The 22,012-nt window shown below is 37.4% G+C and carries 13 protein-coding genes; 2 read left to right on the forward strand and 11 right to left on the reverse strand.

Annotation, left to right across the window (positions count from 1 at the left end; all coding sequences use genetic code 11):
* Nucleotides 1-16: 16 nt before the first annotated feature.
* A complete protein-coding gene (locus D0817_RS07460) occupies nucleotides 17-772 on the reverse strand; it encodes an NUDIX hydrolase (protein ID WP_127337771.1) in 756 nt (251 codons plus the stop codon).
* A 308-nt stretch (nucleotides 773-1,080) separates the two neighbouring features.
* On the opposite strand from D0817_RS07460, the gene D0817_RS07465 reads away from it, so the two are divergent.
* Nucleotides 1,081-1,338, forward strand: a complete 258-nt coding sequence (locus D0817_RS07465) for a hypothetical protein (RefSeq protein ID WP_127337772.1) — start codon at nucleotides 1,081-1,083, stop codon at nucleotides 1,336-1,338.
* A gap of 291 nt (nucleotides 1,339-1,629) precedes the next feature.
* Nucleotides 1,630-3,651: a DUF3857 domain-containing protein gene (locus D0817_RS07470; protein WP_127337773.1), complete on the forward strand. Its 2,022-nt coding sequence runs from the start codon at nucleotides 1,630-1,632 to the stop codon at nucleotides 3,649-3,651.
* Nucleotides 3,652-3,737: 86 nt separating this feature from the next.
* On the opposite strand, the gene D0817_RS07475 is transcribed toward D0817_RS07470, so the two are convergent.
* From D0817_RS07475 to D0817_RS07520, 10 genes are all read right to left on the reverse strand, one after another.
* Nucleotides 3,738-5,963: a glycoside hydrolase family 3 N-terminal domain-containing protein gene (locus D0817_RS07475; RefSeq protein ID WP_127337774.1), complete on the reverse strand. Its 2,226-nt coding sequence runs from the start codon at nucleotides 5,961-5,963 to the stop codon at nucleotides 3,738-3,740.
* A gap of 14 nt (nucleotides 5,964-5,977) precedes the next feature.
* Nucleotides 5,978-7,402 carry a glycoside hydrolase family 30 protein gene (locus D0817_RS07480; protein WP_127337775.1) on the reverse strand — a complete coding sequence of 475 codons (1,425 nt, stop codon included), beginning with the start codon at nucleotides 7,400-7,402 and terminating at the stop codon, nucleotides 5,978-5,980.
* A gap of 1 nt (nucleotide 7,403) precedes the next feature.
* Complete coding sequence (locus D0817_RS07485) at nucleotides 7,404-8,243, reverse strand: endonuclease/exonuclease/phosphatase family protein (RefSeq protein ID WP_127337776.1); 840 nt, start codon at nucleotides 8,241-8,243, stop codon at nucleotides 7,404-7,406.
* Nucleotides 8,244-8,452: 209 nt separating this feature from the next.
* The gene (locus D0817_RS07490; protein WP_238160840.1) at nucleotides 8,453-9,904 is read right to left on the reverse strand and encodes a RagB/SusD family nutrient uptake outer membrane protein; all 1,452 of its coding nucleotides are present in this window, start codon (nucleotides 9,902-9,904) and stop codon (nucleotides 8,453-8,455) included.
* Nucleotides 9,905-9,933: 29 nt separating this feature from the next.
* Nucleotides 9,934-12,927, reverse strand: coding sequence for a SusC/RagA family TonB-linked outer membrane protein (locus tag D0817_RS07495; protein WP_127337777.1), 2,994 nt, complete (start codon nucleotides 12,925-12,927; stop codon nucleotides 9,934-9,936).
* 210 nt (nucleotides 12,928-13,137) lie between these two features.
* A complete protein-coding gene (locus D0817_RS07500) occupies nucleotides 13,138-14,880 on the reverse strand; it encodes a cellulase family glycosylhydrolase (protein ID WP_127337778.1) in 1,743 nt (580 codons plus the stop codon).
* 99 nt (nucleotides 14,881-14,979) lie between these two features.
* A complete protein-coding gene (locus tag D0817_RS07505) occupies nucleotides 14,980-17,244 on the reverse strand; it encodes a glycoside hydrolase family 3 N-terminal domain-containing protein (protein ID WP_127337779.1) in 2,265 nt (754 codons plus the stop codon).
* Nucleotides 17,245-17,278: 34 nt separating this feature from the next.
* The gene (locus D0817_RS07510; RefSeq protein ID WP_127337780.1) at nucleotides 17,279-18,748 is read right to left on the reverse strand and encodes a glycoside hydrolase family 30 protein; all 1,470 of its coding nucleotides are present in this window, start codon (nucleotides 18,746-18,748) and stop codon (nucleotides 17,279-17,281) included.
* A gap of 88 nt (nucleotides 18,749-18,836) precedes the next feature.
* On the reverse strand, nucleotides 18,837-20,297 hold the full coding sequence (locus D0817_RS07515) for a glycoside hydrolase family 30 protein (protein WP_127337781.1): 1,461 nt from the start codon (nucleotides 20,295-20,297) through the stop codon (nucleotides 18,837-18,839).
* A 187-nt stretch (nucleotides 20,298-20,484) separates the two neighbouring features.
* A complete protein-coding gene (locus D0817_RS07520) occupies nucleotides 20,485-22,011 on the reverse strand; it encodes a RagB/SusD family nutrient uptake outer membrane protein (RefSeq protein WP_127337782.1) in 1,527 nt (508 codons plus the stop codon).
* Between the last annotated feature and the right edge of the window lies 1 nt (nucleotide 22,012).

Below are 22,012 nucleotides of genomic sequence, written 5' to 3' on the forward strand. Positions count from 1 at the left end.
AATAAAACTTTTAGCCTCACCAGCCCTGATTCAATCCATTTTTCAGGACTTCTTCGTACTTTTCTTTATCAAAAGTATACAGATTCGGTGCTTTGTGTGCTACGTTACTTTTCTTTTCGTCCAGTTTATTGAGAATTCCGATGTTGGTGATTTTTCGAAGAAAATTTCTTCTGTCGAGTTTTTTATCTAAAATGGTTTCATACAATTTCTGCAATTCCGGAATCGTAAATTTTTCGGGCAGTAAATTATATCCGACCGGCATCAGGTTTAGTTCAATACGAAGGGTATGCAAAGCTTTATCGAGAATTTCTTTATGGTCTAAGATCAATTCGGGTACTTCCTTATGATCAATCCACTCTATGATTTCCTGTGTATTACCTTTATGCGGTACTGCTTTTAGAAAATCTACTAACGCATAATATCCAATGGTCACGAATCGCTGTGTAAACCATTTTCCTGCTTCTTCGGGAATTTTAAAGTGGTCTAATACTGCTTTCCCAAAATGCCGGTCGTTTCGTTTTACCCTTCCAAAGGTGGCAAATTGTCTTAAAAAAATCCCCTGCATTCCTGTTCGTTCATTCAAAACAGTAACGGCAGCAGTGTCAATATCCTCATGGATTGGAACAAATCCGCCGGGCAGAGACCATTTGTTTTCATATGGAGTTTTTATCAACAGCACTTTAAGCTGATTGTCATGAAACCCAAAAATAACACAGTCAATAGAAATCCCTGCCTGATAATTTTCGTTATTTAATATTATTCCCTTCAACATTCACTTTGTATTAATTCAATGTTCGATGCTTCAAACAAACCTGCAATTTAAGTCATTTTTGTAAAAGAAAATATTTTTTTACAAATCACTCTCTTTCAGTACCTATTTTCTTAAAACAGAAAGTGTGTAAATCACAATTTTTACTTAAAATTAAAATCGAATTGAAAAAAGAATTACATTGCGTCAAAATAACACACATACCCAAGATTGTATTATTTTTCACTAAAAGAAGGAATAATATTACAAATGTTATTATATTTGTATTTTCTTATAAAAATTGAAGCCTATAAAAAGTTAATGCAAGAGATATGATTACCAATGCGCTAAAAAATTTAAATAAAAAAATTATCACTAAAATCTGGACCTCATTCGGATTTGTTTCAAAAACCTATCTTTTAGAGGCTTCTCTGAAATATAGCGAAGAGCAGGAAAGAATTTTCAATGAAATGATTACTGAAACTGAGGCCAAAGATAAGAAAGCAAAACGTGAAGCTTTTGATAAGGCCCTTTATGCTTCTTATAAAGGAATCGGAGTCATGGATTTTGTACATACTGTCCTGAAATAATTTTCAGATTCAATTTACTGTTTCTAAAAACAATTCCATGTTGCCTGCAAAATCGCTGCCTAACGATTAACTATCCTGTTTTTAGCAGTATTCCTTTTGCAATTTTCTCAATTCTTTCTGATTTTTTTTAAATTATCAGGGCTTAAATTTCCTGAAATTCAAATTACAGCTTATTTATTGTAAGAAAATAAAACTTATCTCAATAATTAATTGAGCTCTGTCAGATATTATCAAAATTCTATATTTTTGTTAGGCACGAAAGATTTATGTATTTAATAAAAGCCTTACAATATGGAACAAGCCATTCAAACAGAAATTTACAAAATTCAAAAGCCGGAACAATGGGCAAGTGATATCGATGATGCTCAGCTTATTGATTATATCAAAGAATCTGAATTCTCCCAGAAACAAGCAGATGAAGGGCGTGATTACTGCTATTTTTTAGATAAAATTTATTACACCACTGACAACGAAAACAGCGAATACGCCTGTTTAGCCTATACCTTAAACGAACCTTCCAATTTAGAAAGAGCTTCTGTGGTCGATGTGGTACTGGAGGAAAACGAAACGTATGTGATACACCGAATCAGTGTTTTGCGGGACGGTGTTTTAGTAGATAAAATTGCGGATACCAAAATTAAAATACTCGACAGCGAAAATCAAAGTGGCGGAGGCGTTTTGAGCAGCAACAAAAAAATCAATCTTACCATAAAAGATCTTCGTTTGTATGACATTTTGATTATGGAAGATTCGAGAATTAAAATTTTTACGGAGCGTGATTTTTTACGCAAAGAATTCTCTAAATACGTGTGGGTTGGTCCGGATAGTTACTGGGCTTACGGAAAGTATAAATTCACTTTTAAGAATGATCGTGAAAAAACAATTGCTTACAAAAAAACCTTTTTCAGAGATCAGGACGGGAATGTTCTTGAACCGGAAATTAATTACTTAAAAAAGGGAGAGCAATTTGTAATCGAAGAAAACAATTATATCAATTTTGTTGATTCAAATCGCGAAGTTTCCCCATTCATAGATTTTGCCACAGAAGGCAACTGGAAAGAATTCTCGAATTATATTTCCCCTATCTATGAGGACATTTTTACCAAATCTTCCTTAACTGAATTTGCTCCCAAACTGATTGAAAAACTGGATGCCATCAGCGATAAAGACGAACAGCTGCAATTTGCCATAGAATATGTGCAAAACCATATTAATTACATCTATAATGCAGATGAAATGAACGGTCACAAACCGCAGGAACCAGCAGTTACTTACGAAAACAAACAAGGAGATTGTAAAGCAAAATCTGTTTTACTGAAAGTTGTTTTAGATTATCTTGGCATTGATTCTTCTATTGTTCTGGTCAATTTTAATACTGACTTCTACATGAAATATTATTTGCCTTCTTTACTGACTTTTAACCACGTAATTGTAAAAATCAATTATAAAGGCGAGAGTTATTTTATTGATGCAACGACGCGCGATGAATTTGGATTGATCGAAAACCGCGGCTTTATCTATTTTATGCATTATCTGGAGGTCACACCAAATCTGGAATTACAGATTAAACCACCTCATCTTTTTTCTTATTATGCCGTTGATGAAAAATCAGCGCTTTTTGTTGAAAATAATATTGGTAAATTAAAATTAACGACCATCTACAAAGGAAACCGGGCCAATAATATGCGCAAGTACTTTAAAAATACGAACAAGAGAGAAATCATAGACAGCTGGAATAATTTTTTCTTTTACACACTGAACTACAATAATGACCGTAACGGAACAGATCTAAGAAATATATTCAAAGATGCCGTAATTGAAATTGTTAGTGACGACAAAAAAAGCAATGAATTTAAGATTGAGTACAAATCAACAATCGAAAATCCTTACTTTACAGATGCTAAAAACAACCGTTTTTTAATGTATTTCGATCGTAATATTGTGAAAAACACTGCCCGGGATTTTATACACAAAGACATTACTTTCTGGCATAATTTCGACAATGAAAGATATGAAATATCTCTTTTTACAGATCAGAAAATAGATGTAACTGAAAAATTTACAATTCAGGAAAGTACAATCAAAAATCCGTATTTTGATTTTGTAAGCCGTAAAAAAATCAGTAAAAACGGAGGAATCATCTCTGTTGACTATAAACCGTTGGTTAATTTAGAAATTCCGGAAAAAGACTTTGAAGATTTCAGAACTGCACATCACGAAGTGGCAGACAGTAATTTTGGAATCGGAGTTGATATCATAGAAGACGGTTTTCTAAATAAATTGAAATTCAATTTCAAAAAGCATTTTAACTAAGGGTCAAGTCCTTTTAAAATACAAAAAGCGGAGTAGCAAACACTCCGCTTTTTTAAATTATATCATCTTTTATAAATTTTCGCTTCTTAATTTAATTCAAAGCCAGATTTAAGTTTAATATCTGCAGATGAAGCTCCAATCATCACCTCAAAATCTCCGGGTTCAGCAATCCATTCCAGTTTATCGTTGTAGAAAGAAAGCTTCTCTTTGTCAATTGTAAATTCAATTGTTTTTGATTCTCCTGCGTTCAATTTTACTTTTTGAAAATCTTTCAGTTCCAAAACCGGCCTCACTACCGATCCGAATTTATCTTTTAAATACAACTGAACCACTTCTTCACCTGCCATTTTTCCGGTATTCGACAACTGAAAAGAAACTTTTATTGTTTCATTGCTTTTTATTTTAGTCGAAGATAATTTCAAATCAGAATAATTGAATTTTGTATAACTCAACCCATATCCAAAAGGAAATTTAGGTGAATTTTTCAAATCAATATAAGAAGAAACATAGCCTTTAGAATTTTCATCCGCAGGTGGTCTGCCGGTACTAAAATGATTGTAATAAATTGGAATCTGCCCTACTTCTCTTGGAAAAGTCATCGGCAATTTTCCGGAAGGGTTGTAATCCCCGAATAAAACATCGGCGATAGCATTCCCCGCTTCTGTTCCCAGCCACCAGGTGTATACAATTGCCGGTACATTATCGGCTGTCCAGTTAAAAATAAGTGGTCTTCCCGCGTTTACCAGAACGATAACCGGTTTTCCTGTGGCCTGAATTGCTTTTACTAAATCTTCCTGGACACCCGGTATATGAAGATCGCTTCTGCTTTTGGCTTCTCCGCTCATATCGCGTTTTTCACCAATACTCAGGATAACCACATCTGCCTGTTTTGCTGTGGCAACTGCTTCTGCAAAACCCTCTTTATTGTCTCCTTCAACCTCACAGCCTTTGGCGTAAAGCAATTTGGTGTTTTTACCTACTTTATTCTGCAAGCCATCCCATTGCGAAACGACCCACTTTTCATAATCCAGATCCGGTAATTCAACAGACCAAAATCCCATATTGGCTTTGTATTCTTTCACCATCGGTCCGATAAATGCAATTGTTTTAAGGTTTTTAGAAAGTGGTAATGTTTCGTTATCATTCTTTAATAAAACAATACTTTTTTCCGCTACTTCTCGGGCTGCTTTTCTGTTTTCAGGATTATTCAGCACTTTTTCAGCTCTCTTTTCATCTGAATATCGATATGGATCTTCAAATAAGCCCAATTCGAATTTTTTACGAAGAATACGCTTAACGGCATCATCAATCAGATCAACAGAAACTTTTCCTTCTTTTACCAGTTCAGCTAAATTGTAACGGTAGGCATTACTTTCCATATCCATATCACTTCCTGCTGTGATGGCAGATAGAGCTGCCGCTTTCAGGTCTTTTGAATAACCATGCGCTACCATTTCTCCGATCGAGCCCCAATCTGATACTACAAATCCCTGAAAGTTCCATTTTCCTTTTAAAATGTCACGTTGCAGATGGGCATTCCCTGTTGCCGGAATTCCGTTTACATCATTAAACGAATTCATAAATGTTGCCGCTCCTGCATCTAAAGCCGCTTTAAAAGGAGGTAAATAGGTTTCAAACAACATTCTTTCACTCATGTCAACAGAATTGTAATCCCTTCCTCCGGTAGCGGCACCATACGCTGCAAAGTGTTTTACACAGGCCATAACCGAATTTAAATCGCCCAGTTTATTTCCCTGAAAACCTTTTACCCTTGCATAAGCAATTTTAGAACCTAAGTAGGTATCTTCTCCTGCCCCTTCCATCACTCTTCCCCAACGCGGATCACGACCAATATCAACCATTGGCGCAAATGTCCACTGAATCCCACTGGCAGCAGCTTCTGAGGCTGCAACCCTGGCCGCTAATTCTATTGCCGCCAAATCCCAGCTTGCCGCTTCGGCTAACGGAATCGGGAAAGTGGTTTTGTATCCGTGAATTACGTCCTGACCAAATAACAACGGAATTTTAAGACGCGACTGCATGGCCAATTCCTGATATTGCCGTGTATATTTTGTTCCGATGATATTGAGCATTGAACCCACCAAACCAGCTTTTATCTCAGCTTGTTTATTGGGATTGATGGTAATTGGACCCGTTGCAGAGTTATCCCCTGTATACTGATTAAGCTGTCCAATTTTTTCCTCAATGGTCATTTTTTTCAATAACACATTTACTTTCTGGTCTATTGTTTCCTGTTGGGCTGTCGCAAAGAGCGAAACCATCAGCAAGAGGAGTGTGGCATTTTTTTTCATGAATTTAATTTTAGTTACCAAACGTAAGTGGCGACTGCCCCAGCGTTTAAAGTAGTGGAAATTTGTTTTTGGTTATATTTGATATTGAATGTTTCAGCTGCATTTCCATCATTCTCTACCAGCAGAACGATTTGTCCCGATGGTGTTTTGAAAGCGACATTATATAAATTACCGGTATTATTACTCGCGATTCTAACCGATCCTTCCGGAACAAATTTGGATGCATGGGCAATAATATAATAGCCGACTTCTCTTTTAATGTTCTGGTTTTGATCGATCATTAAAGCCCCTTTACAGGTAGAACAGCCTCCCGGCGTAAAAGGTTTATAATATTCGTCATTAGCCAGTCCCCATGAAAGTGCATTGACACTCCAGTTTCGCATAGAACCGATTACCACATTTTTGACACTCCATTTTAAATCCGATTCGAAACTGCTTCCCGATCCTGTATATTGTTCTGTAAAATAGATGTCTTTATCCGGAAAAGCATCATGAACTTTTGAGAGCGCACTGATATCGCCTTCATACAAATGAAAAGCAGAACCGGCAACGAAAGGAAGTGCTTTCGGGTCACCTAAAATCGTTAAAGGATATTCGGGTTTGTTACAATTGTGATCGTAAACGACAATTTTGGTTTTGATTTTTGCTTTCGCAAAAGCGGGACCTAAATTCGATTTAATGAATTCTGCCTGCTGCAAAGCCGTCATGTACATACTAGGATTATTTCCGGGATGCAACGGTTCGTTTTGAGGCGTAATGGCATCAATCACTATTCCGTGCGATTTCATTGCCTGAATGTATTTTACAAAATATTCCGCATACACCTGATAATAGTGTGGCTGTAAACTTCCGCCTTTTGAGCTTCCGTTGTCTTTCATCCAGACGGGCGGCGACCACGGGGAGCCCATAATTTTTATCTTTGGATTTATGGCTAAAATTTCTTTTAAAAGTGGAACCACATCTTGTAGATCAGGACCAAGATTAAAATGTTCCAGTTTTAAATCGGTCTGGCCTTCCGGCATATCATCATACGAAAAAACTTTTTCATTCAAATCAGAAGCTCCAATACTAATACGTAAATAACTCAATCCGATTGCCTCCTTTTTTCCGGAAAACAATTCCTGAAGCAAGGATTCTTTTTTGGCTTTGTCCAGCTTTAAAATGGCCTGCGCGCTTCCGCCAGTTAAGGAAAACCCAAAACCTTCAACAGTCTGAAATTTTTGAGAAGGATTGACTTCAATCGTTTGGTTTGAATTGCTTTCAGAATTAAAAACCAAATCATTTTGCTTTTGCAATTTAGAGGATTCATCAGGAGCTGTAATCCATGATTCGGCTTTACCTACACTGGCAACTGATGGTTTTGAAATTCCACATTTTACCTGAATTGCCATAAGCGGCAGTAAAAGTAAAATCTGTAGTTTTTTGTTGATGTTTTTCATTTTAATCTACTTCTATTAAAACAGGTAAATGATCTGACGGATATTTTAAATCTTTAGAATCACTTAAAACTGCGTGTTTTTTTATTTTAAGGTTACTGTTTTTAGAAACAAAGATGTAATCTATTAATAATTTTACCGGTTGGTCGTGCTTAAATCCATTGAACGTGCCTGAAGGCCCGAACGGCTTTTCTTTTGACACCTCCCTGGTATCATTCATTTCTTTTTTTATTTCAGCAATCTGTGGCGTATCGGGCTCTGAATTAAAATCTCCCATTAAAAAAACAGGATATTTCCTGGTGTTAATTTCTTTCATTTTGGACAGGATGAGCTGTACGCCTTTGACCCTTGCTTCATTACCCATGTGATCGAGGTGCACATTAAAAACCCAAAATGTTGTTTTGCTGTTTTTGTCTTTAAAAAGGCCATATGTACAAACCCTGTTGCATGCTGCGTCCCAGCCTCTTGAAACTACAGCCGGCGTTTCTGACAACCAGAATGTATTCGATTCCTGCAGCTGAAAGCGGTCTTTTTTATAATAAATAGCACAGGCTTCTCCTTTTCCTTCACTTTCTCTTCCGATACCAAATTTGTTATAATCCGGCAATGCTGAAGCGATCTCCGCTACCTGATTGGGCATTGCCTCCTGGACTCCAAAAATATCAGGACTGTAAAATTGTATTTGAGAGGTAAAAAAATCCTTTCGGTTGGGCCATGCATTTTCTCCGTCTGAAGCAACATCCAAACGAATATTATAGGTCATAATTTTTAAGTTCTGACCATAAAATGAACCACTTGCCAAAAGCAATACCAGTACTACAAAAACTTTGTTTATCTTTTTCATGTTAAAAATTTTTAGTCCTGTAAAACTACCATTTCATTAACCTTAATAAAAAAACAATGTTTAAAATTTATGTTAATTAACTCTTCTTGTATCATCTGTTTCAAAAGGTTGTCACCCTTCTTTTATTTATTTTAAATCTTCCTTATTCTTTCTGAGACCTACAAACAGCTTACCCTCTAAATGATGGTAAGCTGTTTTTTTATTCTTTATTAATAGCCCGGATTTTGGGTTAGATTAGGATTTGCATCTTTTTTCGTTTGTGGAACTGGCCACAACAATCGGTTCTGATTCAGGTTTCCTGCATAAGGTAAAATGACACCGTTCCCGTCTTTTTGTTTCGAAAGAATTTCAATAGCCTTACCTGTTCTTTTTAAATCAAACCAGCGATGTCCTTCGAAAGCAAGCTCCATTTTTCTTTCTTTAAGAATTAAATCTAAAGCATTTGCTTTATTGGCTGCACTAATTTTTGGCAATTCAACCCTTGCTCTCACCTGATTGACTAATGCCATTGCTCCTTCGATATCTTCCGTTTGTGCCAGTGCTTCAGCCTTGATAAGCATAATATCTGCTAATCTTAAAAGGTAAAAATTTTGTTTTCCGTCGGTAATTCGCATCTTGTATGCAAACGGATAATTTGCAGAGGCCCAATAGTTATCGGTCCAGCTTACCTCTTTTCGGATTATTGATGATTTTTCTCTAACAACATCTCCTTCATTTGCAAAGGTTTGGATTAAATCATTCGATGGTGTCATAAATTTTTTCCAGTCGGTTCCATAAAACATAGAGGTTCCCCATGCTCCGATAGGAGATCCCCAGCCTTCTCCGTTGGCTTCCCAAATCGATTCAGAATTTCCCTCGTGTGCTGTATCGAAAAGATTATCGTAATTCGCCAGAAGCGTGTATCCTCCTGCTAGTACAGCGTCACAATATTGTTTTACTTTTCCCCAGTCCGGATTGTCCTTCGTTGCATAGACTTTGGCTAAAAGCGCATTTGCAGCGCCTTTATTTGCCCTGAATTTATACGTTGAAGCAGGTGCCTTTTGTATGGCTGTTTCGCAATCTGCAATGATGGCTGCGTAAACTTCGGCCTTTGGCTTGCGGGTAGGATACAATTGTGGATATACCTCATCAAAATTATCCTGATTTACATTCACAACTGCTTTTGTCGCGATTGGTACATCTCCCCACAACTGAACGGCATGAAATAGGTTAAGAGCCCTTACCAATGACGCTTCTCCGATCATTTCTTCTTTTCTGGCTGCAGGCAAATCTTTTGCTTCATCGATATAATTCAAAATAAAATTACACTTATTGATGTTGTCATAAATATATCCCCAATCTCTGCTGACATTGGTATTTGTTGATAAAATACGATACTCATCCTGTTGAAAATTTTGTGTGTTATCTGATCCCGCATAGGAATTATCGGTCTGGGCATCTCCGTTGAAAAAATAATCCAGCTGCCAGTATTCGCCACCAAAACTTGCATAAATAGAGGTCATCCTGCTTTCCCCTTCGGCTGCAGTAGCAATTACTTTTCCTGTACTCTCCACCGTTGTTTCTTTAATGGGCTCTGTATCCAGATAATTAGAGCATGAACTTACACTTAGCACTGTAGAAGCACTAATCATAAGCATTATATTTTTTATTGTAGTTTTCATCTTAATTTCTTTTTATAATTAACAATCGGCTAGAAGCTTGCTTTTATACCAAAAACAAAAGTTTTTACCTGGGGATATGTTCCTAAATCGATACCCGGCGTAACTCCTTTGTTGTCATTGAAAGCACCTACTTCGGGATCAAAACCTTTGTATTTTGTAAAAGTGTACAGGTTTTGTGCCGTCGCATATATACTAAGACTATTAAGTCCTAAAATTGGTTTCGTAAATTTATATCCTATCGTCACGGCTTTGATACGCACATAGGAGCCATCTTCTACAAATCTGTCGGATACATGAAGCGCGTTGGGATCATTTGCTCTGGGCGTATTGGTTACCTGTCCCGGAGTCGTCCATCTGTTGAGTACTTCTGTGGATTGATTTTTAAAATCACTCATCAGGGTTAAGTCCATTCGGGAGGCGTTGTAAACATCATTTCCCTGCGAACCTGTAACTAGTACATCTAAATAAGCTCCTTTATAAGAAAAATTGTTGGCAAAGCCGAAAACATACTGTGGCATTGCACTGCCTATTTCTGTTCGGTCGTCCGGTGTTACCTGACCGTCGCCATTGGTATCTTTGTATAATAATGAGCCTGTAGCAGGATCTACCTTATCTACTTTGTAACCGTAAAAAGTTCCCAGAGATTTCCCTTCCTCAAGGCGTACCACTTTTTCTCCTACTGAAGTCAGCGTTTGTAAATCAAGTGTTTTCTGAAGTCCTAATTTGTTTATTACATTGCTGTTAAAAGAAATATTAAAATTGGTATTCCATTTAAAATCTCCTTTAAGATTTTGTGTATCAATAGAAAACTCTACTCCTTTGTTTTCGATTTCACCAACATTATAATAATAGGGCTGGCTGAATCCCGGAAAGTAAATTACCTGAAGTAAATTTTTGGTGTTTTTTTTGTAGACGTCTGTCGTAAATTTAATTCGGTTATTTAAAACGGCTAAATCAAGTCCAATATTGATATCGGTATTTGTCTCCCATCTTAAATCGCTGTTTCCAATCTGATCTAATGAAGTCCCGCCATTAATAGGGTCTGTATAATTTAAATCGTACGAGGAGTAGGCCGGAATTCCGGATACATTTCCCGTCTGTCCCCATCCTCCACGGATTTTTAACTGATTTACAACCTTATTTTCTTTCAGGAAATTTTCGTTAGAAATAATCCATGCTCCGGACACACCGGGAAAATAACCCCATTTGTTGTCTTTACTCAATTGCGAAACCCCGCTGGCCCTAAAAACCCCGGATAGAATATATTTATTATCAAAAGTGTAAATCGCACGTCCGAAAAAAGAAGCATTTGTTATTTCTTTTTCCCTGACCTGATTTTCCGTTATTATTTTTGCTTCCCGGGTTTCAAAACTTCTTACATCAGTTGCAAATCCCCTTCCTGATATTCTGGCCCAGTCTTCTTTATTTTTTTGTAACGAGTTTCCGAAAAGCAGGTTTATATCGTTTTTATCGTGTGAGATTTTAAATCCAAGTGTGTTTTCAAAATTGATATTAACGTTTTGACTATTCGTTACGTTTCCATATCCTTTGTCGACCGTAGGATCGTTATCGTTTACACGACCTGCTGAAGAGCGATAGGCATCTACAAAATATTTATCTTCCTGCACTTTGATGTCGGTTGATAAATTGGTTTTCCATACCAGATCTTTTACAAGTGTAGCTTCGAATCCTAAATTGCTTAAAACCCTGTTGACATTAGAAATGTTTTGTCTGGCTAGTAGTGAAACGGGATTTTCCCACGCGGACTGATAAGGATTTTTAGCAAATTGCCCCTCCTTGTAACCATCTGTATAATTCCCTAAGGCGTCTTTGTCCCTTACTTTCAACTCCGAGCCATAAGCCGGCATGAAACACGGGGTAACAAAAAGGCCCATTACGGCTCCGCCCTGACCTACGCTATTATTATCTCCAATATTGCTTAAATCGGAATTGATAACATTAAGACTGGCATTAAGTTTCAGCCAATTAGTAAGGTTAGCATCTACATTTAATTTTCCTGAAAGCCTTTTGTATTCTGACGGACTAATAACGCCTTTTGTATTCTGGTATCCCAAAGCTCCATATACTCTCAGGTTCTCTGTTCCTCCTGCATACGAAAAATTATAATTCTGATCTACTCCGGTATCCAGAACCTTATCTGCCCAATTGGTATTGATCCCTTCATATCGGGGATTATTTGCATTGGATAAATAAGATGGATTGATCTCTGCTAACATTGTCTTGTATTGTCCTAAATTTAATACGTCAATATTCTTGACTACATTTGAAATACCGACAAAAGAGTTAAACTCAAATATGTTTTTATTTGCTTTTCCTCTTTTGGTGGTAATAATTATTACACCCGAAGCTCCGTTTACACCATAAATGGCCGTTGCTGAGGCATCTTTGAGTATTTGCATATCTACAATATCGTCGGTGTTTATTCCGTCAATATTTGTCGTTTGTATTCCGTCAATAACATACAGTGGGTTATTTCCTGAATTAATAGAATTTAAACCTCTGATTCTTACATCTAATCCCGATCCGGGTTTACCCGAAGGCTGAGTTACCGCAATCCCCGCAGCATTTCCCTGTAAGGCCTGTGCCACAGAATATATAGGCCGGTCTGCAAACACTTCTGCCCTCACTGTAGAAACAGCTGTGGTAAGTTTGCTTTTCTTTTGGGAACCATATCCTACATTGATTACGACCTCTTTTAAGGATTGCAATTCAGGTTCGAGCTGAACGTCTATTTTCGTTCGTCCGTTTACCATTTCCGTAACGGTAACATATCCTACATAACTAACAATCAGAACTCCGTTTGAAGGTGTTTTTAATTGAAAATTCCCATCGATGTCTGATACTGCTGCTTTAGCGGTGCCTTTTAATAGCACAGTGGCATGTGGAACCGGCATCCCTTTTTCGTCTCTTATTATTCCGTTTACGGTAACATCCTGAGCCATAGCTACAAGAGTAAACAACAAAGACGAAATACAAAAAATAAGTGATTTTGTAAATTTCATTTTAATAATTTATTAATTAACATTTTAGTGTAATAATACTACAATATTACTAATTTAGAAGTTATAATTACAGATAAAATCTTACAAATTATAATAAATGCAATGTTAAATGTAACTAAAAATCAATTCTATTATTTGTAAACCATTACAAAACAACTTTTTAGCCAATAAATCATACTGCAACAGGATCACAGTTTTCTTTACTAAAAATTATTTTTTACGCTTCGAAAAATCAAGGTAGTTCAAATTAAAACCGCCTTTATCAAACACAACCTTAATTTTTTGTGTTCCCGCTTTTAATTCTACTCCGGACAAAACAATGGTTTTCCAGTTGTCCTTTCCTCCGGTTGACGGGAACAAAATAGCATTGGACTTATTTCCGTTCGCTATTTCTAAATGAAGCTTTCCCTCTGTTTTTTCAGCTGAATACCGAATCGCCAGATCGTATCTGTCTTGTTTGGCAACTGCTACTGTATACTGCAGCCATTCCCCATCTTCGATAAAAGATACCTGATAGCCATTCGAGCCGGCATCTTTGCAGGGCAAAATATCAACCCCGTCATTTCGCATTGTATTGCCTTTGTTCCATTCCTCAAACTTTCCGGTTTCTACTCTGTAATTCACGAAATCTTTGTCTGAATAAGCGTGTTCATTGGTACCTAAATCATAATGTGTTGCCGCGATTTTTCCGGGAACTGAGTTTTTCTTATAAGGTTTGGTATCATTCGTCTGCACTTGTCTGAACATTGCATCAATTACATCGGGTTTAACGGTCACGTTTTCTATTTTGTAATTGTCCGCTATTTTCAGGAGCGTTTTTTTGGCAAAATCTGATGAAGGTTTTTCTCCGCCGTCTTTCCAGTATTTCAATAAAATATCGTACTGCGGAATTTTGGTAACCGAAGTGACTCCTGCAATATTTTCGATCTTTTTCATGGGCCAGAACGCCCAGCCAATATTATTGCTTTCCACCAGTGAAAGAGCATCTTTAAACCAGACATTCGAATTTTCCCCGCTTTCTCCGAGCCAGATCGGAACGTTGTATTGTGTCCTGTAATCCAGCATTTTCTGAATCGATGCGGTCGTGTTGTAATTCCAGTATTTATGAAAACTCAATGCCATGTTTTCATCCCATAAAGGAAAAATTCCGTTGTAATTATTCCCCCAGCAATTTCCTTCAATAAAAATTAAGTGATTGGTATCGACTTCCCGAATTGCTTTGGTAACAGCTACCATTAAATCTCTTAACGGCCCGTTGGAGTTTTCATCGCAGCCGTTTTTATTGGTTCCTGTAAAATTCCAGTTGGGTTCATTGATGATATCATAAGCGCCAATCCATGGATTATCCCTGTAACGCGAAGCCAGTTTTTTCCATAGGGCAATCATCTTTTTCTGATTCGCTTCGCTTTCCCAAAGAGATGGTTTTGTCGTATCAAAATCCGAAATGGCAGCATCATTTCCCTGTCCGCCGGGAGCTGCGTGTAAATCTAAAATCAGGTACATTTTGTTTTCTGCACACCATTTCAGCAAATTATCTGTCATGGTAAAACCTTCTTCGATCCAGGTTATTTCTCCGTTTTTTTCCGCTTCGATGGCAGGCGTGTATAAATTGTAGTGCATGGGCAAACGAATCGAATTAAATCCCCAGGCCGCCAACGAATCGACATCTCTTTTCGTAATTCCGTTTGCCTTGTAGGCTGCATAAAATTCTTTTGTGCCCTCCTCTCCAATAACGTCCTGGATTTTTTGCCTGATCATGTATTGCGGACTTGCAAAAGGCTGTGTCTGCAGCATATAGCCTTCCTGTACCATCCAGCCTCCTGTTCCTAAACCTCTCAGGATTATATTCTTTCCGGTTCCGTCTACAATTTTCTGTCCTTCCCTGTGCAGGAAACCCTGCCCGAAAGTTGCCATCGCCCATAAGAGCTGTACTATTACAATTGTTTTTTTCATTATTGCTTAATATGAAAGCTTATTTCGTTTTTGATTTTCGTATAAAAACATCTTCCCTTTCAGAAAGATGTTTTATGTAGTGATTCTATTTTTATGTTTTTATTTCAGTAAAAAATCCTTTTTAAGGTTGGCTATCTGAACGGTGAAAGTTCCTTTTTCAGAAATCCACTTTAGGTCCTCATTTACAAACTGCAGGTCTTTTTGATTTAAGGTAAACTTCACTGTTTTGGTTTCGTTTGGCTCTAAACTAATTTTATCAAATCTTTTTAAGGCCTTTACTTCCGGTGTTATGGAAGCGAAATTATCAGACAGGTACAACAAAACAGCTTCTTTTCCGGCTCTTTTTCCTGCGTTAGTTACATCGACAGTAACATTTACTTCATCGGAATTGTTAATTTCTGTTTTGTCTATTTTTAAATTGGAATAGTTGAAAGTCGTGTAAGACAATCCGCTTCCGAATTCAAACTGAGGGGAATAACTTTTTTCGTATTTCGCATCATTATTCTGCTCTTCGTCGGCCAGACTCTCTGTGTATTTTCTGTTGTATTTTTCTAATGAATTAGGATATCTTGGGTAGTTGTAAGGCAGTCTTCCGCTAGGATTTACATCCCCGTATAAAATATCAACTAATGCTCTTGCGCCTTCATTACCCGGCAAATAACATTGCACTACAGCACTCATTTTATCTTCAAAATCACTGATCAGTCTTGGTCTTCCTTCATTTAGAACCAAAATAACCGGCTTATTTAGCTGAGCTAGCGCCAAAGCTAATTTCACCTGTGATTTACTCATAAAAATATTGCTGATGTCTCCCGGAGTTTCGGTATAATTTTTTTCCCCCAGGCACAGTACAATTTTGGAAGCACCTTTGGCAAGTTCTACTGCTTTTTGTATTTCGGCATCATCTTCTTTTTCAATATCGGCTCCGGGAGTATACAATACATTTTCTTTGCCCAGTTTCGCCTGGAAAGCTTCTAAAATTGTTAATTTTTCAGCGGCATACGTGTCTGAATTTTCACCCTGCCAGGTATAAGACCAGCCTCCGTTGAGGTTTTTCATACTGTTGGCCGTTGCTCCCGTTACAAGGATTTTTTCGCTTTTGTTTAAAGGTAAAACTGCCTCTTTATTTTTCAGTAAAGTAATCGATTCGGCAGCTGTTTTATAGGCTTCCTGAATATGTTCTGCTGAACCAAACTTTGGATAATCTTTTAAATTTGCTACCGTATTCTGGAATAAATTCAGCTCGAATTTCATTCTCAGGATTCTGGTTACGGCATCATCAATACGTGACATTGGAACTTCTCCTTTTTTAACCAAATCTACCAGATCGGTATAGAAAGTAAATTCTTCCGGTACCATACTCATGTCGATTCCGGCCATAACAGCGATACGGACAGCATCTCTTTTTGTTTCGGCAACTTTATGTCGGGTATTCAGGTAGATAATATCTTTCCAGTCTGTTACGACCACTCCTTCAAAACCTAATTCGTTTTTAAGAATATCTGTAATTAAATGTTTACTGGCGTGTACCGGAGTTCCGTTGATTTCACCGGAACTTACCATTACACTTTTGGCTCCTGCTTTTATGGCAGCCTGATAAATGGTTAAATCATATTGTCTTAAAGTGCGTTCCGGGATGATGCTGGGTGTTCTGTCTTTTCCGGTGGTGGTGCTTCCGTAACCTATATAGTGTTTCATACAGGAAGCTACGCTATATTTGGAACCTACATTGCTTCCTTCAAAACCATCTACTAAGGCAACAGCCATTCTGGAAGATAAATAGGCATCTTCACCAAAGGATTCCCACATTCTGGACCAGGCTGGGTTTCTTGGAAAATCCAGATCAGGCGAAAAAACCCATGGAATGGAGGACGCTCTGGTTTCGTAAGCCGAAATTTCGGCGCCGCGTTTTACTAAATCGGTATTAAAAGTTGCTGCTAAACCAATTTGCTGTGGAAATAATGTCGCTCCAGCTGTATAACTTGCGCCATGTATGGCATCAATACCATACAAGATTGGAATTTTAAGTCTTGATTTATTCGCTTCATTGGTAATAGCCGTCATGGTTTCCTGCCATCTTTGTAAAGTCGGTGCTCCCGGATTAGGCACATTCAGAATAGAACCAATATGATACTCCTGAATTCCCTGTTTTAATTTAGCGGCATCAAAATAACCCGGTCTTTTAGTATCTTCGAAAATAGTGACCGTAATCTGAGTCATTTGACCCACTTTTTCTTCAAGTGTCATTTTCGCCAATAACTCCGAAACTTTTGCGTCTATTTCTGCTTTTGTCTTTTTGACTTCCTGGCTCCATGCTGCTCCGCAAAACAGCAAGGCAATTACTAGAAATTTTGTGTTTTTCATTTTATCTTTTTATATTAATATCATCTTAAAAACCTTAATACACTAAGGTCTGCATCGCATGTGCTGGTATTGTAATTGTATTTTTAGAAGAATCAATGCTGATTTCATATACTACTTCCTTGTCCGATTGATTCATAACAATGGTTGCAATTTTTCCATTTGTATTCAGGAAAGAAGTGCTTAATAAAGTTTTATCACTTGTAGTATTACTTACTCTTTTGGCTCCGGGCTGAATAAATTTTGATAAGTGACCCATATAATAATACATCGGCGTGTAGATCAGTTCGTCTTTTGTGATGTCTGCATGAATGGGTGCAAAACAAAAATTGCCAACATGATTTGGGCCTCCGTTCTGGTCCAGAAGAATGTTCCAGTCTGTCCAGCCTGTGGTTCCGTTATTAAAATCATTAATCATATTGATTCCGTAACGTTCGGCATTTCCCCAAAACTGAAACTTTGAGGCATCAAATTTTTCGATACAGCCTTCCGTAAAAAGTAAATTTTTGTTTGGAAAAGCTTCGTGAACCTTTCCTACTGATTCAAATTTCGGAGTTCCGCCGTTCCATGTTTCGTACCAGTGAAATCCGATTCCCCAGGCATATTTTGAAACTTCGGGATCTGAGAAAACAAGATTGGCTCTTTTTTCCAGCATGTCTCCACGGTTGTGATCCCAGATAATAACATTTTTAGAACTCAGCCCGTCCTTTTGTAAGGTTGGTCCGAGAAAGTTTTTCAGGAAGTCTCTTTCGGCTTCCGGCGTATAAATGCAGGATTCCCATCTCTGGCTCGCCATGGGTTCATTCTGAATGGTCAGTCCCCAAACCGGGATGCCTTCTTTTTCGTAGGCTTTTATAAATTTCGAATAATAATTTGCCCACGATTGTGCAAATTCAGGCAATAAAACGCCGCCGTGCAAAATATCATTATTGTCTTTCATGAAAGCTGGGGGACTCCACGGACTAACAAATAAAGTTAAGTTCCCGCCGGCAGTTTTAATTGCTCTTTTCAGTAATGGAATCCGGTATTTCTTATCGTGATCTATATTGAAGGTTTTCAGGTCTTTGTCGCCTTCTTCAATATACGTATAACTTTCGCTGCTAAAATCGCAACTATGAATGTTGGTTCTGGCTAAAGAATACCCAATTCCTTTATTTTTATCATAGTAAGCGGTTAGAAATTCCTGTTGTTTTTTCGGTGATAATTTAGCGAAAACTTCGGCACTGGCGTCTGTAATTGCCCCGCCTATTCCGAGAAAAACCTGATCGGTTTTTTTACTGTCAACTGTAATTGAACCTGATGTTTTTGTTTGTTGTGCGGTTGGATTTAATATGAAATTACCCGTTGATGACAATCTTAAACTGGTGTTTTCGGCTGTCGTATAAACTTCTATCTTTTTGTTTGATTTTGACGCAGAAACAGCAGAAGTGTCCACATTTTTTGATGAAGAACAGCTTAATTGCAGAAGGAGTATTGGTGCTATTAAAATTCTGTTTATAGGTTTCATTATACTTTCAGAAAACGATTTATTTTTATTAAAAAAATGAGGGTTAAAATGGATGATCATATTAACCCTCTAACTAACTCAAAAAATACTAATACACAAGCGTTTGTATCGCATGTGCAGGAATTTTTACAATGGCCTGCTCAGTGGCAATTATAAAATTGTAGGTAATGTCATTGTCTGTATTATTCATTATCACGGTTGCCATTTTTCCATCTTTATTTAAAAAAGACGTACTGGACAAATAACTGCGGCTTACAGAGGTACTCACCCTAACTGCATCGGGACGGATAAATTTCGAAAAGTGACCAATGTAATAGTACGATGGAGTATAGATTAACTCGCCCGTAGTGGTGTCTGCGTGTATAGGCGCAAAGCAAAAATTGCCTACGTGGTTTGGCCCTCCAAACTGGTCTAAAAGTATGTTCCAGTCTGTCCAGCCAACAGTTCCGTTATTAAAATCATTAATCATAGAAGTCCCGTATCTTTCCGCATTTGGCCAGAACTGGTATTTTGCCGCGTCAAATTTTTCGACGCAGCCTTCTGTAAATAATAGTTTTTTGTCCGGGTAGGCTTCGTGTACCCTTGCCACGTTGTCAAACATAGGCTGGGCACCTGTCCAGGTTTCGTACCAGTGAAAACCAATTCCCCAAACATATTTGGAAGCTTCAGGGTCAGAGAAAATAACATTGGCTCTCTGCACCATTAAGTCACGGTTATGATCCCAGGCAATTATTTTTACATTCCCAAGTCCGTCTTTTTTTAAGGTTGGTCCCAGAAAATTCTTCAGGAAGTCTCTCTCTTCATCAGCAGTATATAAACAAGATTCCCAGGTTTGGGTTGCCATTGGTTCATTCTGAACTGATGTGGCCCAAATTGGAATTCCCTCTTTATTATATGCTTTTATAAATTTGGAATAGAAATTAGCCCACGACTGAAAATATTCCGGTAGCAATTTCCCTCCTTTTAATACATTTTTATTGCTTTTCATGAAGGCATTTGGTGACCACGGTGTGGCATAGGTGACTAATTTCCCACCGGCCGTTTTAATGGCTTCTTTGATCATTGGAATGCGGTATTTGCGATCATGATCAATCGAAAACGTTTTTAGGTCTTTATCTCCTTCTTCGATATAGGAATAACTTCCGCTGCTAAAATCAGAACTTTGAATAGTTGTTCTTAGCAATGAATATCCGATTCCCTTTTGTGTATCGTAGTAGGCGTTTAAAAATTCTGTTTGTTTTTCTTTTGACAATTTGGCGAAAATCTCGGCACTTGCATCTGTAATGGCACCTCCAATTCCCAGAAAGCTCTGAAAACGTTTTGACGGTTCAACAAAAACAGATATCTCTGTCTCGATGGGCTGTTTTGATGCGGTAAAATCTAAATTATCTGTAGGGGTTAACCTTAATTTTGTATTAGCTGCTGTGGTGTAAACAGTAATTTTTTTATTGGTAGTGGTAAATTTTTGCTGTTGTTTTTGGTTTTTCTGCTGTGGAAAAACAGATAATGAAAAACATAAACAAGTAATAATAAAGCCAATTTTTTTCATTGAATATGTTTTAAATAATTTAATAGCTTTTGAATTTCTTAGTCAAATCTATAGCCGTCCTGATTAAAAAATAGCCCATACTCATAATGATTATGGGCTATTTACAACCAAACTTAAACTTAACTTATTTCTGAGATGGTTTTAAAAAACGGCGCGAAACAGCTGTTTTTTGTTTTTCACCTCTGTATTAATTTTGAATATATCCATCATTCTGATCCATCTTAGTGTTGTTGAATTCAGTATATGGAATTGGGAAAGCTTCATTTTTATTAGGTATAAATCCTTTAAAAGCAAGTTTGGCAGCTGCCTGACCTGTTCTTACCAAATCATACCAACGGTGTCCTTCTCCTGCAAGTTCCAGTCTTCTTTCTGCATAAATAGCATCTAAAGAAACAGGAACAGATCCTAATCCAACTCTTGCTCTGACAGCATCAAGAAGTGCCTGAGCTCTTAGTCCGGTTCCTCCTAAAGCTTCTGCTTCTAACAAATAAGTATCAGCCAAACGAATCACATAAGTATTGATCGCAAAATTTAAGAAAGGATTTGTTGCTGTAATATCTTTGTTTACGGCTGCATACTTTATAAAATGGTATCCTGTCTCATTGTAACTATCTGTAAAAGTGATACGACCAGCAGCTTTTTCTGCATTAGCATCAAATATAGTAGAGGCAAAACGAGGATCTGTTTTTAATGCATTTGCCAAATCTGTTGTAACCACCATGAAACCCCAGCCATTAATGTAATCAGGCAACCCTGCCGCTTTTCCGGCATCAGTTCTGGAATAATCTCTCATTCCCATTAACTGTGCAGCTACGTTTCCTTCGTCATTTCCTGTTTCAAAATTACCCCAGTCTGCATTTGATTTGTCAGAGTAAGCAATTTCAAAAATAGATTCTGTGTTAAATTTATTACTGTGATCCCATAGTGAAGCGAAAGTTGGCATCAATTTATAACCAAAACTACTTGTCCCTCCGGGAGTACCATTTACTTTTTCTAATTGAACAGCGGCTTCAGCTTTTTTGTTGTCATATAAGTACACTTTTCCTAAAAGTGCAGTTGCTGCACCTTTTGTTAAACGTCCTGACTCATTTGCCGGCACCGTAACAGGTAAATCTGCGATAGCATCGTTTAAATCCTTTTCGATTTGTAAATACACATCCTGAGGTTTTGCCTGCAAAACATTTGGAACTTCCTCTTTAGTAAGTGGAGTCAGGATTAAAGGAACATTTTTAAACATTCTCACAAGATCAAAATAGTAATAAGCACGTAATGCTTTTACTTCACTCATAAATCTTGCTTTTTTCGCAGCATCCATAGGAACTGCAGGAAGTTTTTGAATCATAACATTACATCTGAAAACACCCTGATAATAATTTGCCCAGATTGCAGGCGGAATATTACTTGGAGTTATAGTGTAATTTGATGCCACCTGAAGACCTGGCTGGTCACCTGAATTTCCACCTCCGGCATAAAAATCATCTGAAGCTGAATTTAAAAACAACAATGGTGCAGTTTCCATGGATCCTGCAAACTTTCCTACTTTATCATAAGCAGCAACTAAACCTGAATAGGCTTCTGTTTCATTTCTGTAAAAATCCTGTTCAAATACAACTCCATTTCCTTTTACATCTAATTTTTCATCGGTATCACACGATCCAAGTGTCACTAACACTCCTAACGCGATGAACGACTGTTTAAAACTTATAAGTTTCATA

The sequence above is a fragment of the Flavobacterium cupreum genome, assembly GCF_003996965.1.
Classification (GTDB): domain Bacteria; phylum Bacteroidota; class Bacteroidia; order Flavobacteriales; family Flavobacteriaceae; genus Flavobacterium; species Flavobacterium cupreum.